Origin of the sequence: Lichenicola sp. (assembly GCF_965198575.1) — a bacterium.
In the GTDB taxonomy this organism is placed as follows: domain Bacteria; phylum Pseudomonadota; class Alphaproteobacteria; order Acetobacterales; family Acetobacteraceae; genus Lichenicola.
Genome location: NZ_OZ240671.1, coordinates 4,018,701 through 4,034,711, shown reverse-complemented (window position 1 = coordinate 4,034,711; position 16,011 = coordinate 4,018,701). Strand labels below are relative to the sequence as shown.

15 protein-coding genes are annotated in these 16,011 nt (G+C 66.9%); 9 read left to right on the top strand and 6 right to left on the bottom strand.

The features are described from left to right. The first annotated feature begins 17 nt into the window (after nucleotides 1-17). The 5 genes from ACOEQ2_RS18195 to ACOEQ2_RS18175 all read left to right on the top strand — a co-directional run bounded on the left by ACOEQ2_RS18195 (nucleotide 18) and on the right by ACOEQ2_RS18175 (nucleotide 5,052). On the top strand, nucleotides 18-1,379 hold the full coding sequence (locus ACOEQ2_RS18195; RefSeq protein WP_419729344.1) for a flavin monoamine oxidase family protein: 1,362 nt from the start codon (nucleotides 18-20) through the stop codon (nucleotides 1,377-1,379). 11 nt (nucleotides 1,380-1,390) lie between these two features. After that, nucleotides 1,391-3,022: a CTP synthase gene (locus ACOEQ2_RS18190; protein WP_419729343.1), complete on the top strand. Its 1,632-nt coding sequence runs from the start codon at nucleotides 1,391-1,393 to the stop codon at nucleotides 3,020-3,022. A gap of 75 nt (nucleotides 3,023-3,097) precedes the next feature. Further along, nucleotides 3,098-3,574 carry an FKBP-type peptidyl-prolyl cis-trans isomerase gene (locus ACOEQ2_RS18185; protein ID WP_419729342.1) on the top strand — a complete coding sequence of 159 codons (477 nt, stop codon included), beginning with the start codon at nucleotides 3,098-3,100 and terminating at the stop codon, nucleotides 3,572-3,574. 139 nt (nucleotides 3,575-3,713) lie between these two features. Beyond that, on the top strand, nucleotides 3,714-4,460 hold the full coding sequence (gene gntA / locus ACOEQ2_RS18180; RefSeq protein WP_419729341.1) for a guanitoxin biosynthesis heme-dependent pre-guanitoxin N-hydroxylase GntA: 747 nt from the start codon (nucleotides 3,714-3,716) through the stop codon (nucleotides 4,458-4,460). Then, entirely contained in the window at nucleotides 4,453-5,052 is a 600-nt protein-coding gene (locus ACOEQ2_RS18175; protein ID WP_419729340.1) for a DUF1989 domain-containing protein, read from the top strand. Before gntA ends, ACOEQ2_RS18175 begins: the two co-directional genes overlap by 8 nt. Here ACOEQ2_RS18175 and ACOEQ2_RS18170 read toward each other — a convergent pair. From ACOEQ2_RS18170 to ACOEQ2_RS18160, 3 genes are all read right to left on the bottom strand, one after another. Further along, nucleotides 5,024-6,223, bottom strand: coding sequence for a glycosyltransferase family 4 protein (locus ACOEQ2_RS18170; RefSeq protein ID WP_419729339.1), 1,200 nt, complete (start codon nucleotides 6,221-6,223; stop codon nucleotides 5,024-5,026). The two genes, ACOEQ2_RS18175 and ACOEQ2_RS18170, sit on opposite strands and share 29 nt — an antisense overlap. After that, nucleotides 6,211-7,479 (bottom strand): TIGR03087 family PEP-CTERM/XrtA system glycosyltransferase, encoded by a 1,269-nt coding sequence (locus ACOEQ2_RS18165; protein ID WP_419729338.1) that lies wholly within the window; start codon nucleotides 7,477-7,479, stop codon nucleotides 6,211-6,213. Before ACOEQ2_RS18165 ends, ACOEQ2_RS18170 begins: the two co-directional genes overlap by 13 nt. A 136-nt stretch (nucleotides 7,480-7,615) precedes the next feature. Continuing rightward, nucleotides 7,616-8,164: a hypothetical protein gene (locus ACOEQ2_RS18160; RefSeq protein WP_419729337.1), complete on the bottom strand. Its 549-nt coding sequence runs from the start codon at nucleotides 8,162-8,164 to the stop codon at nucleotides 7,616-7,618. Here ACOEQ2_RS18160 and ACOEQ2_RS18155 point away from each other — a divergent pair, their 5' ends adjacent. Next, complete coding sequence (locus tag ACOEQ2_RS18155) at nucleotides 8,165-8,569, top strand: hypothetical protein (protein ID WP_419729336.1); 405 nt, start codon at nucleotides 8,165-8,167, stop codon at nucleotides 8,567-8,569. It abuts the gene before it with no gap. A gap of 333 nt (nucleotides 8,570-8,902) precedes the next feature. Here the strand turns inward: ACOEQ2_RS18155 and ACOEQ2_RS18150 are convergent, their stop codons facing one another. Then, nucleotides 8,903-10,015, bottom strand: a complete 1,113-nt coding sequence (locus ACOEQ2_RS18150; protein WP_419729335.1) for a GNAT family N-acetyltransferase — start codon at nucleotides 10,013-10,015, stop codon at nucleotides 8,903-8,905. A gap of 102 nt (nucleotides 10,016-10,117) precedes the next feature. Between ACOEQ2_RS18150 and ACOEQ2_RS18145 the strand changes: the two genes are divergently transcribed. From ACOEQ2_RS18145 to ACOEQ2_RS18135, 3 genes are read left to right on the top strand one after another with little or no spacing between them, the layout of a single operon-like run. After that, the gene (locus ACOEQ2_RS18145; RefSeq protein ID WP_419729334.1) at nucleotides 10,118-10,867 is read left to right on the top strand and encodes a YdcF family protein; all 750 of its coding nucleotides are present in this window, start codon (nucleotides 10,118-10,120) and stop codon (nucleotides 10,865-10,867) included. Beyond that, entirely contained in the window at nucleotides 10,858-11,964 is a 1,107-nt protein-coding gene (locus ACOEQ2_RS18140) for a GNAT family N-acetyltransferase (protein ID WP_419729333.1), read from the top strand. Before ACOEQ2_RS18145 ends, ACOEQ2_RS18140 begins: the two co-directional genes overlap by 10 nt. Nucleotides 11,965-11,991: 27 nt before the next feature. Further along, nucleotides 11,992-12,927 carry an NAD-dependent epimerase/dehydratase family protein gene (locus ACOEQ2_RS18135; protein ID WP_419729332.1) on the top strand — a complete coding sequence of 312 codons (936 nt, stop codon included), beginning with the start codon at nucleotides 11,992-11,994 and terminating at the stop codon, nucleotides 12,925-12,927. A gap of 96 nt (nucleotides 12,928-13,023) precedes the next feature. Here ACOEQ2_RS18135 and ACOEQ2_RS18130 read toward each other — a convergent pair whose 3' ends face one another. Both ACOEQ2_RS18130 and ACOEQ2_RS18125 read right to left on the bottom strand, forming a co-directional pair. Next, nucleotides 13,024-13,839, bottom strand: a complete 816-nt coding sequence (locus ACOEQ2_RS18130) for a VPLPA-CTERM sorting domain-containing protein (protein WP_419729331.1) — start codon at nucleotides 13,837-13,839, stop codon at nucleotides 13,024-13,026. A 54-nt stretch (nucleotides 13,840-13,893) separates the two neighbouring features. Continuing rightward, nucleotides 13,894-15,885 (bottom strand): tetratricopeptide repeat-containing sulfotransferase family protein, encoded by a 1,992-nt coding sequence (locus ACOEQ2_RS18125; protein WP_419729330.1) that lies wholly within the window; start codon nucleotides 15,883-15,885, stop codon nucleotides 13,894-13,896. Nucleotides 15,886-16,011 lie beyond the last annotated feature (126 nt).

The following is a 16,011-nucleotide window of genomic DNA, read 5'->3' as shown; positions in this document are numbered from 1 at the left end:
AGCCGCCGGCCACGACGATGAGCGATCCCGAGATCGTCGTCGTCGGTGCCGGTGCGGCCGGACTTGCAGCGGCCGCGGTGCTGCGCCTGGCCGGGCGTTCGGTGCTGGTGCTGGAGGCCGGACCCTCGATCGGCGGGCGGGCGCGCACCGTGCGGCCGCCGGCACTTGGGCGTGCAGCGATCGACGAAGGTGCGACCTGGCTGCACGAGGTCGGCCGCAATCCACTGGTGGACCTGGCACGGGCGTCGGGACGGACGCTGCTCCCGGCACACCAGGGTGACCGGCGGCTGCTGGTCGGCGCGCATGCGGCCACCGACGCCGAGGAAGAGGCATACGGCGAGGCGGATGCAGCCTGGCACCGCGCCGCCATCGCGCTTGCGGACGGGCCGGACCGGCCGCTCGCCCAGGATCACATCGATTTGCCGCCGCACCAGGCCGCATGGCTCGCCAACGTGGAAGCATGGGACGGCTCGATCATCGCGGCCGTCGATGCGGATCGGCTGTCGCTGCATGACTGGCGCCGCAACCTGCTCGGCGAGGATGACCTGCTTCCCGAGGACGGGGTCGGCTGCCTGCTCGCCGAGTTGGTCGGTCCGCATGCCGGGCCGGTGCAGTGCGACACGCCGGTGCTGGCGATCGACTGGCAGTCCGGCGACGGCATGACGGTGACCACCGCGCGGGGCGCCATCCGCGCGCGCGGCTGCATCGTTACCGTGTCGACCGGGGTGCTCCGCCACGAGCAGATCCGTTTCACCCCTCAACTGCCGGCGGAGACCCTCGCCGCCCTCGATGGCCTGCCGATGGGGCTGCTCAGCAAGCTGGCCCTGCCCCTCGCCGACCCGGAATTGCCGTTCCTGGATCTCGAGCCCGGCACCCTGCTCGAGCAGCGACTCGAGCGACCGGGCGACCCGCTGATGCTGCTGACGGTGCAGCCCGACGCAGCGCCCTATGTCAGCGGGTTCTTCGGCGGCGATTTCGCCTGGTCGTTCGTCGGCCGCGAGGAGCAGGCGCTCGACGAGGCACGCGCCCGACTCGCCGGCTGCCTCGGCACAGCCGCGCTCGACGCGCTCGGACCGGGCGGCTTCGTGTCGCATTGGGGCAGCGATCCGTTGTTCCGCGGCGGCTACAGCTACGCCCGTCCTGGACATGCCGGGGCCAGGGCCGTGCTCGGGCAACCGCTCGGCGGCGGCAGGCTGGTGCTGGCCGGGGAGGCCTGCCGCACCGACGGACTCGCCGGCACGGTCGGGGGCGCGATGCTGGACGGCGAGCGTGCGGCCGGCGTGATGCTGGCCTGGCTCGGCGATCGTGGACCGGCCCGGACGCCCTGGCAGGTGTTTCCCGGAGACAATGGGTTCCCGCCGACGCCGGTTAGGGTGTAGGACGACCGCCCATGACGCGGTTCGTATTCATCACCGGCGGCGTGGTCTCCTCGCTCGGCAAAGGTATCGCTTCCGCGGCACTTGCAGCATTGCTGCAGGCGCGCGGGTATCGGGTCAGGCTGCGCAAGCTCGACCCCTATCTCAACGTCGATCCGGGGACGATGAGCCCCTACCAGCACGGCGAGGTGTTCGTCACCGACGACGGCGCCGAGACCGACCTCGATCTCGGGCACTACGAGCGCTTCACCGGCGTGCACGCGACCAAGGCGGACAACGCCACCACCGGGCGGATCTACTCCGACGTGATCGCGCGCGAACGACGCGGCGACTATCTCGGCGCCACCGTGCAGGTGATCCCGCACATCACCGACGCCATCAAGAACGTCGTCGTGCACGACACCGACGATCTCGATTTCGCGCTGATCGAGATCGGCGGCACCGTCGGCGACATCGAGAGCCTGCCGTTCCTGGAGGCCATCCGCCAGCTGCGCAACGATCTCGGGCCGGCGCGGACGATGTTCATCCACCTGACGCTGGTGCCGTGGATCCCGGCCGCCGGCGAGCTCAAGACCAAGCCGACGCAGCATTCGGTCAAGGAGCTACAGAATGTCGGCATCCAGCCGCAGATGCTGCTGTGCCGCGCCGACCGGCCGCTGCCGGACAACGAGCGCCGCAAGATCGCCAATTTCTGCAACGTGCGCCCGGAGGCGGTGATCTCCGCCCTCGACGTCGACACGATCTATGCCTGCCCGATCAGCTATCACGAGGAGGGCATGGACACCGAGGTGCTGCGGTATTTCGGCCTGCCACACGAGGGCGAGCCCGACCTGTCGGCCTGGGCGCGGATCCTGGACGCGATCCGCAACCCCGAGGGCGAGGTCCGCATCGCGGTGGTGGGCAAGTACACCTCGCTCCTCGACAGCTACAAGTCGCTGAACGAGGCGCTGATCCATGGCGGCATCGCCAACAAGGTCAGGGTCAAGCTCGACTGGGTCGACAGCCAGATCTTCGAGAACCAGGACGATGCGATCGCCAGGCTCGAGGACGTGCACGGCATCCTGGTGCCGGGCGGCTTCGGCGAGCGCGGCTCGGAAGGCAAGATCGAGGCCGTGCGGTTCGCCCGCGAGCACCGCATCCCGTTCTTCGGGATCTGCTTCGGCATGCAGATGGCGGTGATCGAGTGCGCGCGGAACCTGGCCGGCATCCCCGACGCCTCCTCCACCGAGTTCGGGCCCAGCGACGATCCGGTGGTCGGGCTGATGACCGAATGGGCGCGCGGCAACGAGATGCTGAACCGGCGCGAGGGTGGCGACCTCGGCGGCACGATGCGGGTCGGCGCCTACGATGCGCATCTGGTCGAGGGCTCGCGGGTCGCCGAGGTGTACGGCACGACCGAGATCCGCGAGCGGCACCGGCATCGCTTCGAGGTCAACATCCATTACCGCGAGCGGCTGGAGCAGGCCGGGCTGGTGTTCTCCGGGCTATCGCCGGACGGGATCCTGCCGGAGATCGTCGAGTATCCGGATCACCCGTGGTTCATCGGCGTGCAGTATCACCCGGAGCTGCTGTCGAAGCCGTTCGCGCCGCACCCGCTCTTCTCGGGCTTCATCGCAGCGTCGCTGCGCAAGGCGCGCCTGGTCTAGCGGTCGGTGATCGGGGCCGGGTGCCTCCGGTCGATTCTGCTGCTATGAGGCGGTCGGATTTCACCCGGAGGCCCCATGCCGCTCGATCGCTTGTTCTCTCCCCTGGCCGTCGGCGCGGCGGCGCTGCTGGCGGTGTTCGTCGGCCACGTGCCCGCCCGCGCCGATACGCCGGCCGCGGCTGCTGCGTTCATGAAGCAGCAATCGGCCCAGCCCGGGGTGGTCACGCTGCCGTCCGGGCTCGAATACAAGGTGATCGAGAAGGGTGACGCCAGCGGGCCGCATCCGACAGCCGCCGACAGCGTGCTGGTGACCTATGTCGGCAAGCTGTCCGATGGCGCCACCTTCGATGACAGCCACGGCCAGATCGTCACCCTCCCCCTCGGCAGCGTGATCAAGGGCTGGACCGAGGGTCTGCAGCTGATGCGCCCGGGCGATGTCTGGATGCTCTACGTGCCGCCTGCCCTGGCCTATGGCGACAAGGGTGGTGGGCCGATCCCGCCGAATGCGGCGCTGGTGTTCCGCATCGAGTTCGTGGCGATCTCCGGCCACTGACGGCATGCGGTTGCAGCCCGCGCGGGTTTGTGACCGCAAGGCAGCATCCCGCTTGGTTTCCGCGTCCCGGGCCCATATCGCGCGTTCCGCCGGCATTCCAGCTGGCGTGGCGCTCGGCTGGACACGGCAAGGACCTCGCATGGATGCGGCTATCGACACCTGGCCCAAGGACACGCTCACCGACGATCGGCATCCGCTGACCGAGCGGTTCAGGTCGTTCATCCGGGAGCCGGACTTTTCCTGCGTCGGCGCGAAATCCGCCCTCTCCCGGGGACGTATGCGTATCCTGGTGGCGCGCGATATCCGCTCGGGCTGGGACGATCTTCGTATCCTCCCGGAGTTGCTCGACCTGGTGCAGAGCTACCGCGCCGACCCGCAGCTGTTCCAGAGTTTCGCCGTGCTGTTCGAGCAACCGGACATGCTGGCCGAGAACGAGTTCGAGCAGCATCTTTGGACACGCGTGCAGTCGCTCTCGGACAAGGATAGCTGGCTCGGCCAGAACTACGACGATCGCGTCAGTCCCGATCCCAACGATCCGCATTTCTCGCTGAGTTTCGGTGGCGAGGCGTTCTTCGTGGTCGGGCTGCACCCCGGCGCGTCTCGCGTCGCAAGACGGTTCGAGCGGCCCGCACTGGTGTTCAACCTGCACGACCAATTCGAGAGGCTGCGCGAGGAGGGACTGTACGACCGTCTGCGGACGACGATCCTCGCACGCGACCTCACGTTGAACGGCAGCCAGAACCCGATGCTGTCACGCTTCGGCGAGACGTCGGAGGCCCGGCAATATAGCGGCCGGGCTGTGACCTCGGATTGGACGTGCCCGTTCAGCGGCCGTACGGCAACGGATCCTGCGACGGCGCCGGATCAGGACCGCCGGCATGGATGATACCATCGGCCGGGTATTCGAGATCCCGCCGCGGTCGGGTGTCGCATTCACGCTCGACCGGGGCCGGATGCTGACGGTCATCGACCCGCAAGGCGAGCAGGTGGCCGATCTGTTGGCGTTTGTGCGTGACGATACGGCCGAGGTGATTTCGTCGGGACGCACGCTGGATTATGCCAGCCGGCTGTTCCTCACGACGGGCGACCCGATCTACTCCAACCGCAGCAACGTCCTGCTGCGGATCGTGGCGGACACCGTGGGGCGGCACGACTTCCTGCTCACCCCCTGCTCTGCGGAGACCTTCCGGATCATCTATGGCGACGAGCATCCGCATCGCGGCTGTTTCGGCAACCTTGCAGCGGCACTCTCGGCGTATGGGATCACGCCGGACCAGATCCCGATCGCCTTCAACGTGTTCATGAACGTGCGGGTCGACGGGGAGACCGGCGCGCTGGCGGTCGCACCGCCGCTGAGCCGGGCTGGCGATCACGCGAGCTTTCTTGCGGAGACCGACCTCGTCATCGGGCTCACCGCATGTTCGGCACTCCAATCCAACAACTTCTCGTTCAAGCCAATCCACTACCGGATCGACTGACGCGGATTTGTTGGATCGATCCGGTCACGAGCCGGCTCGCCAGGCTGGAAATTCGTTTCGCATTCTCGTCCCAAGTCAGCGAGCGCCGGATGATCGTCTGGCGAGCGCTGACCGAAAGTCGCGCACGAAGGTGCGGATCTTCACACAACATTTGCAGCCTCTGGTAGAGGCTGTCCGGGGATACCGGGTCGAACAACAGGGCATCATGCCCGTCCGTCAGGATCTCGCGGATGTTCGCAGTATCCGGAGCGATGATCGGCCGGCCGAGCTGCAGATATTCGAACAGCTTCAGCGGCGACGCGTAGGGCGTGACACCTGGCACAACCGCGATGTCGAACGCCGCAATGTAATGCGCCACATCCTCCCTGGCGATGACCCCGGTGATCGTGAGCCGATCGGCCACACCCCGTCTCCGGGCGTGGTCGAGCAACGAACCGGACGCCGGACCATCACCGACCACCAGGACATGCAGGTCGAGTTCGTCACCATGACCGGCGACGAAATCGATCAATCGGTCGACCGAGTTCCACCCCCGTACGAAGCCGGCAAAGCCGAGCACGAGACGCTGCGGAATCTGCAGTGCCATTTTGGCGGCCATGCCATCCGCAACCGCCACGAAACGATCCGGATCGATTCCGTTCGGGACGACGGTGATGCGGTCGCGCCCGACACCGCTTTCGGCAATCATGCCGGACAGCACGCCGGTCACTGGAAGCACGTGATCCGCCTGTCGCCATAGCAGACGCTGCGACCACCGTCCCAGTCTGCGGAGCCGGAGCCCGTCATGCGCGGCGCGCTCCTCGAAGAGCGGCGAATTGACCTCGAGCAGCAGCGGCAACCTGCTCAGGCGCGCAGCCAATACTCCGGCGAACAGGAACAGGCTGTAGCGCTCATAGAGAATCTCGGGCCGATGGCGACGGATGGCACGGAGCAGGCGCAGCAGGGCCGGACCGTTATAGGCGAGCTCCAGCAACTCGAACGCGAACGCCGGGAGACGGCGCTTGATGGCGTCGACCAGGCGGCTCTCGCCACCGAATCGCGTGGTGGCCAGGCTGGCGGGGCCGATCAGCATGACGTCATGCCCCTGCCGTCGCAGCGCCGCCAGCACTTCCTCGAGATGCACCGATTGCCCATCGCGCGAGGCGATCCGGTGATGCATCAGGATGCGCATCGACGGCAGTCCTCCCATGCGTCTTTGTTTCCCTCGGTCCCGACCGGGCATTCCTGCAGCGAAGTGGCGAGAAGGTCATCGCTCTCTGCGAGAATCGTATTCCAGTCGAAACCGCTGACTGCTTCGCGTGCGGCCGATCCCATCGCGATGCGTCGGGCATCGTCCAGCAGCAATGCCACGACGGTGTCCGCGAAGTCCTGCTCGGTATCGGCAACGACGATGCCATTCCCGATCGTGATGCCGGTCGCGCGCCACGCCGCCTGTGTCGTGACCACCGGCAGACCCATCGCCATCGCCTCGAGAAGCTTGTTCTGGATGCCACGGCCAAGGCGCAGGGGCGCCACGAAAAGGCGTGCGTGGTCGAGGTATGGTCGGACGTCGGGAACACGACCCGTCACCGTCACGCCGGAAATCCGTGCAAGCCGCCTCACCTGGCGCGCAGGCGTGCTGCCACAGATCGTCAGGAGCGTTCCGGGGATCCTCACCCGGATGAGTGGCAGGATCGAGGTGCAGAACCAGACCATGGCATCGACGTTGGGCGCGTAGTTCATCACCCCGGTGAATACGAGAGCATGGCGCTCCCGGGGGTCACCTGAAGACCGGAAATAGGCGAGGTCGATGCCGTTGCGCAGGATCCCGACCGGGACACCCGGGATCAGGCGCCGGAAGTCGTTCGCCTCCTGCTGCGTGCACACCAGCGACCGCGAGAAACGTGGCGCGATGCGCCGTTCATACGCGAGGACACGACGAGCCTCGAGCGCGTAGATCCAGCGCATCGGGATCGGGGCCCGGCGGGACAGCCCCAGCCATTTCTGCGAGTCCAGGTCGGCGAAATCGATGATCCCGGGCAGGGTGGGAAGGCGCTCGATGAACTGGGCAACCGTCGCGCTGTACACGAACACGATATCGGGTTGCAGTCGGGCGGCTGCCTCGGCGACGGCGTCGTGCAGGGCATTCTCGCACAGCATGGCGACCGAGAGCGGCTGCGATGACGGCAAGGCCCGGAGCAACCGCAACAGCCCTGCCCGGCGATGGTATGGCAGCGCCGTCACGCTCGCGGCAATCCCAGCGAGGCCCGCGACGAGGCCGATCTCGCGCGTGTCGGTGGCGAGGCAGAAAACATGCACCTCATGATGGCGCGCCATGTGCCGCAACAGATGGAAGGTGGCAATCTTGTCGCCACGGTCCGGAGGAAACGGAACGCGCTGACACAGGAAGAACACACGCATCCGCGGCTCCGACGCGACGTCCTGCACGGTATCCTGTGCCCGGGTGGGTCTCCATCCGGACGATGCAGATCCGTGCGACACTTCTAGGCGGCTTTCAGCAGCAACGCGGCAGAGCGGTGCAGCAATCCGAGCATGACGTGCACCTGCAGCTTGATCGTAACGATCAATGCTGCGAGGCGTCCCCCTCCAAAGGGCGCACCTGCCCGACCAGAACGTTGTCAGCCATCTGGACCGGTGTCGCGGTCACGTTGCGGACGAAAATCGTCGGCCGATCCATGTCGTTGCGGAAGTGGTTGTTACGGACGATGATTTCAGGCGTGGGGCGATCCACTCCTTCTTCGCCGAGGATGATGGCAGCGCCGTGATTGCTGCAATGCGGACCCTTCTCGAACGTGTCGCCCTCCACCAGGAGGCCGCCGCCGTTCGGCACGTCGACCAGGTAGCTCGCAGTACCGTCCGGACCATCCTCGACCGTCGATCCGACCAACTCGGTGCGAAATGCACGGGATTTTATATGATGTCCGTCATGAGTGTCGGAAAAACGGGACTTCTCGATATGCAGCAGAGCGACCTTGTCGACATAGATGCCGTGCGCACAGCCGCCGCCCTCCTGGCAGACTCCGTTGCCGATGAAGTCGCTGTCCACGACGCGGATCGTCGCTGTCGGGCTGTCGGCCGCGAGTACGCCGTCCTGGTTGTCGATGAACCGCACATGATCGATCGTCAGGTTGCCGCCTTCCGCGCGAATGCCGGCGCCATTGCCATCGGGCACGCGAGCACGCTGCAAGGTGAGGTTTCGCACGATGTCGTCGTGGCCGCTGATCACGAGGAGCGCCTTGCCGCCGCAGGTCTTGTCGGTGAGGACCGCACCGGCCCCGTCACCCTCTATGGTCAGGTGGTCCTGGGTGACGAAGGCACAATCGTAATACTGCCCATTGACGATGTGGACGGTGTCGCCAGGCCGGGCCGCAGCGATGGCCGCGCCGGGTGTTGCGAACTGCTGTCCCGCACCCGCGACGATCGTCCGTGCGGCCGCATGGTCGCCCAGAAAGGGGACTGCGAGAAGGACGCCGAACAGGAGGAGCCCACCAGGCCGGCGGCGCAGACAGGATCGTGACGCAAGCAGCATGATACCGGGCAGCATGGGTACCTCGGGCACAACGCCCGCCGACTATAGAAGAGCGTGGCTGCTCCTGGAAGTCCTGCAGATCAGAACAGCCGACCGACGATAAACGCGATCCCTGCCCACAGCGCCAGTGACACGACCAGAATGACCAGTGCCGCGGCCGGCCATGCCAACCTTGCCGAGGATCGGGCCGTCTGCCGAAGACGCCACATCAGGCCTTCCGTCCGACTGTTACCTGCACGTGTCATTCAGGACTATCATAGCTCCCGAGTATCGACCGCCATATTCCACATGTGAACCAGATGCGGGCCGGTCGGCAAGCTTTCAAGCGGGTGGCGAGTCTCCGCGGCGACAACCGGGAGATGCGGTTCCGCGGGATGGCTGTCTCTGCAGTTGCCTGACGCCCCAGGCCGGCCAACCGCGAAGACTGTGATGCGCGGCAAGTTCAAGCCAATGCAGGGTTTTCGCGGCATTGCCGAGGTTGCGCTTGTAGCGGACGTCGCCGGCAAGAAAATCGTAGCGGTCGGAGCCGGCGGTGGCGGCGTCGGCGATCGCCAGCGCGTGGGCCGTCAGTCCAGGCGAGGCACCCGGTACCGCCTCCGTATCGAACCCGCTCTGGTAGGCAAGAACGTGCTCCCGCCAGTGGAAATTATAGAGGAAGCCGATCGGTCGGTCGGCCACGGCGAGCCGAGAGAGTGTCACCTCGCCCCGCGGCAGGCCGCGCGCGATCAGGCTTGCATGGAACCGCCGGAAGGTCGGGTCGGCGAAAGCGCCCTGCCTGCCGCGGCGGCGCCAGGAGAGCGTGTGCAGGGTTGCCAGCCCGTCCAGGAATTCAAGCGCTTCCGCGACATCGCGCGCCTTCCGCCAGCAGATCGGCCCGAGCGCTTCCAGCCGCCGTTGCGACCGACCGAGCTGCGCGCGCGTGGCACGGCCGAGCTGGCGCCGCCACGCCTCGGCGTCGCCGCCGGCGAGACTGGCATACGGCGCCTCCCGACGCGCCCGGACATGGCACAGTCCGAGCGCGCGCGCATGCTCGAGCGTCGGATCGTCGATGCCGCCGAGCATCACGACGCCGCTGCGTGCAAGCGCACGCTGCAGGATCGCGCGTGCGATGCGGGGATCGTTGTCGGCCACGAGCGGCGCGTTATGTTCGATGAAGACGCTGTCCTCGGCGTCGCGGCCGGTTTCGTGCAGCCACAGCGCGCCCGGCGCCAGCGGGACACCGCGCCGGTTGAACAAGGCGAGCCCGACCGTCCGGCCGTTCTCGACGGCACGCGCCAGCCGTGGCGCCACGAAGCGCTCGGCGATGCGGCAGCCGATCCAGGTCCAGGACTGGAAGAACGAGCACCCGGCATGCGGCTCGAGCGCCCGCCAATCCGCCTCCAGCATGTCCAACCCGGGCCCCGACAGGTCGGGCCTCTCGATCGTCACCCGCATTCCGTCGGCTCCGAAAATAGCCGCCGGCAGATGCCATTTGCAGATCCGCCGTCCGGCAAGACTACACTATCATCGTTGCTGCAGACGGTGCGGACGAGAGGCATGATCCTGAGTTCGTTGGCAACGCCGTTCATCGTCCCGCCGGTCAACCTGGCCGTGCTGGGACTTGTCGCGCTGTGGCGCCGCCGTCGCATCGCCGCCCTCTGGTCGATCGCGGCACTGCTGCTGCTGGCGATGCCGGTGGTGGCCGACCGGCTGACGCGCTCGCTCGAAACCGGCATCGCGCCCACCGATGCGGCCGGTTCGCAGGCCATCCTGATCCTGGGCGGCGATCTCGATCGCGATCGCAACGGGTTGGCGGTGCCGGGCGCCCTGACCCTGGAACGTCTGCGCGAGGGGGCGGCGCTGGCACGGCGCACCGGCCTGCCGATCGCGGTCACCGGCGGTCCGGCCTGGAGAGGCGGTCCGGCCATCGGCGCGGTCATGGCACGGAGCCTGCAGGATGATTTCGGCGTCGTTCCGCGCTGGGTCGAGGGACGCTCGGACGATACCTGGGAAAATGCGCGCGACAGTGCCGCGATGCTCGAGCCGGCAGGCATTCACCACGTGCTGGTGGTGACGCATGCATGGCACATGCGCCGCAGCCTGCTGGCGTTCCGGCATAGCGGCCTGGTGGCGAGCCCCGCTCCGATCTGGCGGATGGGCTATCCGAGCCGCGGACCTGCCTGGGGACCGTATGCGATCCTTGGTGCCGTGCTGCCGCAGGTCGACCAGTGGCAGCGCAGCTACTTCGCATTGCATGAGTGGATCGGGATCGTCTGGTACCGGCTGCGTGACGTCGCATGGCCCTGACCCGCACCCTCACCCACAAGGCGGCCTCCGGAACCGGCCTGATCGCGGAGGCCTGCCCGGTCGCCGACCTGGAGACGCTTGCGCTGCTCGACCGCGTTCCGTTCCAGGACAGCCGCGGATGGTGGCGCGTGGTCACCGGGACGGCGATCGAGACCGGCTTGCAGCCGCAGTTCTGGCTGGTTCACGACGATCGTCCCGTGCTGCTCATGCCGCTGCTTCGGGGTCGCTCCGGCTCCGGGCGCCGGCATGGCCTGACCACCCCCTATACCAGCCTCTACCAGCCGACCTGCGCCGCCGGCGCCGATCTCGAGGCGGCCGGTTTCGCGCTCGCACCGCATCTCGGCCCGCTGCTGCAGCTGGACGCGCTCGATCCGGAATGGCGCGGCTGGGGCCCGCTGCTGCGCGGCCTGGCCCGGGCCGGCCGGCAATCCGCCTGGTTCGCAAGCTTCGCCAACTGGCGCGAAACGCTGCAGGGGCGATGCTGGTCGGATTATTTGGCGGCCCGGCCCGGGGCATTGCGCGAGACCATCCGACGCCGGCTGGGCCGTGCCGAACGCGACGCCCGAGCGGAGTTTTCGCTCGCCGTGACGCCGCAGGATGCACTCGCCCATCTGGCAGAATACGACCGGGTGCACGCCAGGAGCTGGAAGGAGGCGGAGCCGTTCCCGGATTTCGCCGCCGCGTTCGTTGCCGAGGCGGCGCTGGCCGGTGTGCTGCGCATCGCAGTGCTGCGCGAGGCCGGGGAGCCGATTGCCGCACAATTCTGGACTGTCGAGAACGGTACAGCCACATTGCACAAGCTGGTGCATGACGAGGCTGTCCGCGCCCGGTCGCCGGGAACCGTGCTGACCGCCTGGATGATCCGGCGCCTCATCGACGAGGAGCAGGTCATGTCCCTGGATTTCGGCCGCGGCGACGATCCATACAAGCGACTCTGGGCGGGTGAATGCCGCCGGCGTGCCGGGCTGGTCGTTGCCGATCCGTGGCATCCGCTGGGTGCTGCGGCGCTGCTGCGCCAGGTCGCCGGCAGCACGCTCAGGCGGTTGCGCCCTTCCAGAGATGGCGCGGCGCCGGACATCGAGCAACACGCGAGGTGACGCTGTGAGTGAGGTTGCGCTGTGGGCATGACCGGGCGGCATTATCTCGTGACCGGAGGGGCCGGCTTCATCGGCTCGCATCTGTGCGATGCGCTTCTGGCGCTGGGGCATCAGGTCCGCGTGCTCGACGATCTTTCCACCGGGCGACCGGAGAATCTCGATCCCCGGGTGACGATGCAGCACGGCGACGTGTCCGATCCCGGGACGGTTCGTGCATCCGTTGCGGGGACCGACGGGGTGTTTCACCTTGCGGCGATCGCCTCGGTCGCGCGCGGCAACGAGGACTGGTTCGGCACCCACCGGATCAACCAGGGCGGCACCGTCGCGGTGCTGGATGCCGCCCGGGGAGCGGGCCGGATTCCAGTCGTTTATGCGTCGTCCGCGGCGATCTACGGCGACACCGGTGAATATATTGCGCGGGAGGACCGGACGCCGGCACCGATGACCGCCTACGGCGCGGACAAGCTCGGCAGCGAATTGCATGCGCGGGTCGCGAGCGTTGTTCATGGCGTGCCCACGCTGGGCCTGCGGTTTTTCAATGTCTATGGACCCAGGCAGGACCCGAGTTCACCCTATAGCGGGGTGATCTCGATTTTCGCGCGGCGGATCGGCGCCCGGGAGAGCATCACGTTGCATGGGGATGGCACGCAGACGCGCGATTTCGTTCACGTGGCGGACGTGGTCGCTCACCTGCTCGCTGCGATGCGTCGGATCGAGGATCCCGGAGCGCCTGGCGCCACCGGTCCGTTCAATGTCTGCACCGGCCGGCCGACCTCGATCCGGGCCCTGGCCGAACATCTCGCCGCTCTCAACGACCTTCCGCTTCGTTTCGACATGGGACCGGCACGTGCGGGCGACATCCGGCACTCCTGCGGTAGCCCGGCCATGGCGAGCGCAGCGCTCGGGGTGACGGCGCGGGTCGAACTCGCCGAGGGCCTCGCCACGCTGCTCGCCCGAGATTGACGCGTCCCGATCGCCCGACAACGGCCACGGCGCAGTCGGGAGCAAGCGGCGCCGCATCGCCAGGTCACACGGTACGGCGCCGAACCCTGTAGAGCGTTACCCGATCGGCAAGCTTCCGGAGACCTTCCTGCGCCTCCGGACCATGCCGAGTGCCGCGAGGGCCGTCCCGAGAATTCCGATGGCTGCCGGTTCCGGAACGCCTGTCGGGGGTACGATGACCTGTCCCGTCGTGCCGAACTGCACGTTGTCGATGTCGAAGCCCGCCGGCTCGCTGCCGACAAGATGGAACAGCAGCCCGGCGATATCGGGACTTCCGTCGCTCGTGACGAGGCCGAGAAACTCGTCGCCGGTCTGCTGGTTGCAGACGGTGCCAAGATTGTTGCCCTGGGCATCGAACGCCGTGATGCCGGTGCTGCAGACAGCGTTGAAGAAACCGCCGATCAGCCCCACGCCAGCCTGCGGCGTGCTGAAATCGATGGCGATCGGACCGTTATAGAGCGGCGAACCGCTCAGGATCGGGGAGGTCGGCATTGCGCTGTCGCTGGCGATCATCGTCGCGGGCGATGACGGGTCGAGCTTCAACGGTCCGGTAGGCGAGCCGAGAACACAACCACTGAGAGCTGCGCCGGTCGGGCAGGCGCTCGGATTGGCACTGCCGGGCGTTTCGCCGGTAAAGTAGCCGCCGAAGCTCACCGTGGGACTTCCGGCACCGCCGCCATATTGCGCCGGGGTGAAGGTCGGGTTGGTGGTACCGAGCGGGTATCCCGCCTCGCTGAAGGTGATCAACCCGGAGCCGGCGGTGAAGGCCCCGGATGTGATTTCAACGAGACTGGGGCTGGCATGAGCTTGGATCGCGCCCAGTGGCGAGGCCACAGCCAGCGCGGCTCCAGCGCCGGTCAACAGGAGTTGCATGCGAAGGGTCATCACCGTATCCCTCAGGGTTGGTCGATGACGGATATTTGCAAATCACGGGCCAGCATCGAGATGATTGGAATTGCTTGATTTTCCCGGGTGCCCGGGCAGGTCGTGCAAAGGACTCCGACAGGCTTTGGACGACGATGACTCGCCATCCACATTCGGCACGTCGAGCAACTCGCGAAACTCGCCAAGCCACGGCTCGTACCGACGCCAACGAGCGGCTGACGTGCGATATAGCGGCTGCCGGACCTGCCATGCGCTTGCGGTCCGTACCGGGCGATCGGTGTCATGGAACGACAGGCAGGACTCGCTCCACGCCAGGCCGCAGAAATCCAGGAGCCGCCGGGTGACGTTTTCCTGGTCGGCGACCAGCGCCTCATAGTCGATCGTGATCAGACGATCCTGCGGGATCACGCGGTGCCAATGCGCCATCAGCCTCCGATACGCCTTGTAGAAAAACACGATGCTCGATCGATCGTAGGCGAAATCCTGCTCCCGGGCGAAGCGTGTAAAGTAAATCGACAGGCTCGTATCGACCGGGTGTCGGCGGCAATGGATGATCCTGGCATTCGGAAACAGCCCGTGGATCATTCCGAGCAGGAGAAAATTGTGCGGCATCTTGTCGGTGACCCGCGACGCACTGCCGCCGATACCGTCGAGGAGCCTTACGTAGGATCTGACAGACTCGGTGACACCTGGTTCATGGAGCACCGCGCCGGTGCCGAGGCCGAAGCGCAGGCGACACTCGTTCCAGAACGTGAGCTCGCCGCCGGCCGCGACGTCGGGGTGACTGGCAAGCACCTGCTCGACCAGCGTCGTTCCTGACCGCATCATCCCGACGATCAGGATGGGCTTTTCGGTATCGCTGCCCCACCGCTGCAGCCGCGCGATATCCGCCGCTCCGAAGCCGGCGATCAGAGTGTTGAATTCGAGCTCGTTCCGCCTGCGCTCCAGAGTCGGATCCGCAGCCCTGCGGTTCGGCGGCCGCGCATCGAGCCAGGCCTTGTTGGCCAGATCATAGTGTTTGATCGCCGTCTCGCACAGATCGAGATCATCGCAGGCCTTGCCCATTGCGAAATGCATATAGGACCGGTCCGACGCCGAGAGGCCGGCGCCGGCACTCGCAAGCTCCGCGGTGATCCCGGCGACCAGCGATCGATCGTCGCTCCGCAGCTTCTTTGCGTGCGTCAGGCCATAGTAGGAATGCGCGTGGTTGCCGGGCAGCCGGATGGCGGCCTCGAAGGCGGCGATCGCGTCGTCGAAACGGCCGTGACGGCGCATCAGGTTTCCAAGCAGGTCGTAACCGTAGATGTTGTTCGGCACCGTCTCGATCGCGTGCCTGATCACGTCGATGGCGTCTTCACCTCCGACCTGCCCGCGGGCGGCGGCATACCCGTTCAACGCGTTGGCGAACGTGGGATCGATGTCCAGCGCCGCGCGATACGCCTCGGAGGCAGCCGGATAGTCAGCCATCTCGAACAGCAGGCCGCCCAGCGCGCAACGTATGTCCAGACGTTTGCCGTTGAGCGAGACGGCCCGGCGATAGGCGAAAACCGCATGATCGTTGAATCCCGACGCCTGCCAGGCAATTCCGACATTATACCAGGCTTCAATGAAGTCGGGCTTCAGGCCGAGGGCGGCCCCGAAGCTGGCCGCGGCTTCGGCGAAACGTCCCTGATCGCGACGGACGATACCGAGGTTGTGGTGTGCGTTCGGATAGCCCGGATCGAAACGCAGTGCGGCGGCGAAAGAGTCGGCGGCCCCGTCGAGGTCACGCCTGGCATGCTGCAACGCGCCGAGATCGGTGTGAGCCTCGGCCGAGCGCGGCTCGACCTTGAGTGCGTCGCGTAGCAGCTTGATGCCGGCCTGCCAACGTCCCGCGTGGCCGGCGATGACGCCGAGAAACCGCAATGCCGGAAAGTTACGTGGGTGACGGTCCAGGACCTGGCGATAGAGCCGCTCGGCCTCCGGAAATTGTCCGGCCTGGTGAGCCGCGAAGGCGGCCTGCAGCGTCGCGTCCGTGGCATCCAGGGTCGGCACAACCACTCACCTCGAATTCGATGGCAATGTCGCCTGCGTCGGGGTCCGTGACCGGGCGATGCCAGCTGATCTCACCCGTCCTGTGCCGCCAAAACCGGAAAGGGCGACACGCGAGACGTGTCGCCC

Bases quoted from the DNA above. Each gene is read 5' to 3' on its own strand.
- ACOEQ2_RS18195 (WP_419729344.1), top strand. From the start codon at position 18: ATGAGCGATCCCGAGATCGTCGTCGTCGGTGCCGGTGCGGCCGGACTT.
- ACOEQ2_RS18190 (WP_419729343.1), top strand. From the start codon at position 1,391: ATGACGCGGTTCGTATTCATCACCGGCGGCGTGGTCTCCTCGCTCGGC.
- ACOEQ2_RS18185 (WP_419729342.1), top strand. From the start codon at position 3,098: ATGCCGCTCGATCGCTTGTTCTCTCCCCTGGCCGTCGGCGCGGCGGCG.
- gntA (WP_419729341.1), top strand. From the start codon at position 3,714: ATGGATGCGGCTATCGACACCTGGCCCAAGGACACGCTCACCGACGAT.
- ACOEQ2_RS18175 (WP_419729340.1), top strand. From the start codon at position 4,453: ATGGATGATACCATCGGCCGGGTATTCGAGATCCCGCCGCGGTCGGGT.
- ACOEQ2_RS18170 (WP_419729339.1), bottom strand. From the start codon at position 6,223: ATGCGCATCCTGATGCATCACCGGATCGCCTCGCGCGATGGGCAATCG.
- ACOEQ2_RS18155 (WP_419729336.1), top strand. From the start codon at position 8,165: ATGATCGATCGTCAGGTTGCCGCCTTCCGCGCGAATGCCGGCGCCATT.
- ACOEQ2_RS18150 (WP_419729335.1), bottom strand. From the start codon at position 10,015: ATGCGGGTGACGATCGAGAGGCCCGACCTGTCGGGGCCCGGGTTGGAC.
- ACOEQ2_RS18145 (WP_419729334.1), top strand. From the start codon at position 10,118: ATGATCCTGAGTTCGTTGGCAACGCCGTTCATCGTCCCGCCGGTCAAC.
- ACOEQ2_RS18140 (WP_419729333.1), top strand. From the start codon at position 10,858: ATGGCCCTGACCCGCACCCTCACCCACAAGGCGGCCTCCGGAACCGGC.
- ACOEQ2_RS18135 (WP_419729332.1), top strand. From the start codon at position 11,992: ATGACCGGGCGGCATTATCTCGTGACCGGAGGGGCCGGCTTCATCGGC.
- ACOEQ2_RS18130 (WP_419729331.1), bottom strand. From the start codon at position 13,839: ATGCAACTCCTGTTGACCGGCGCTGGAGCCGCGCTGGCTGTGGCCTCG.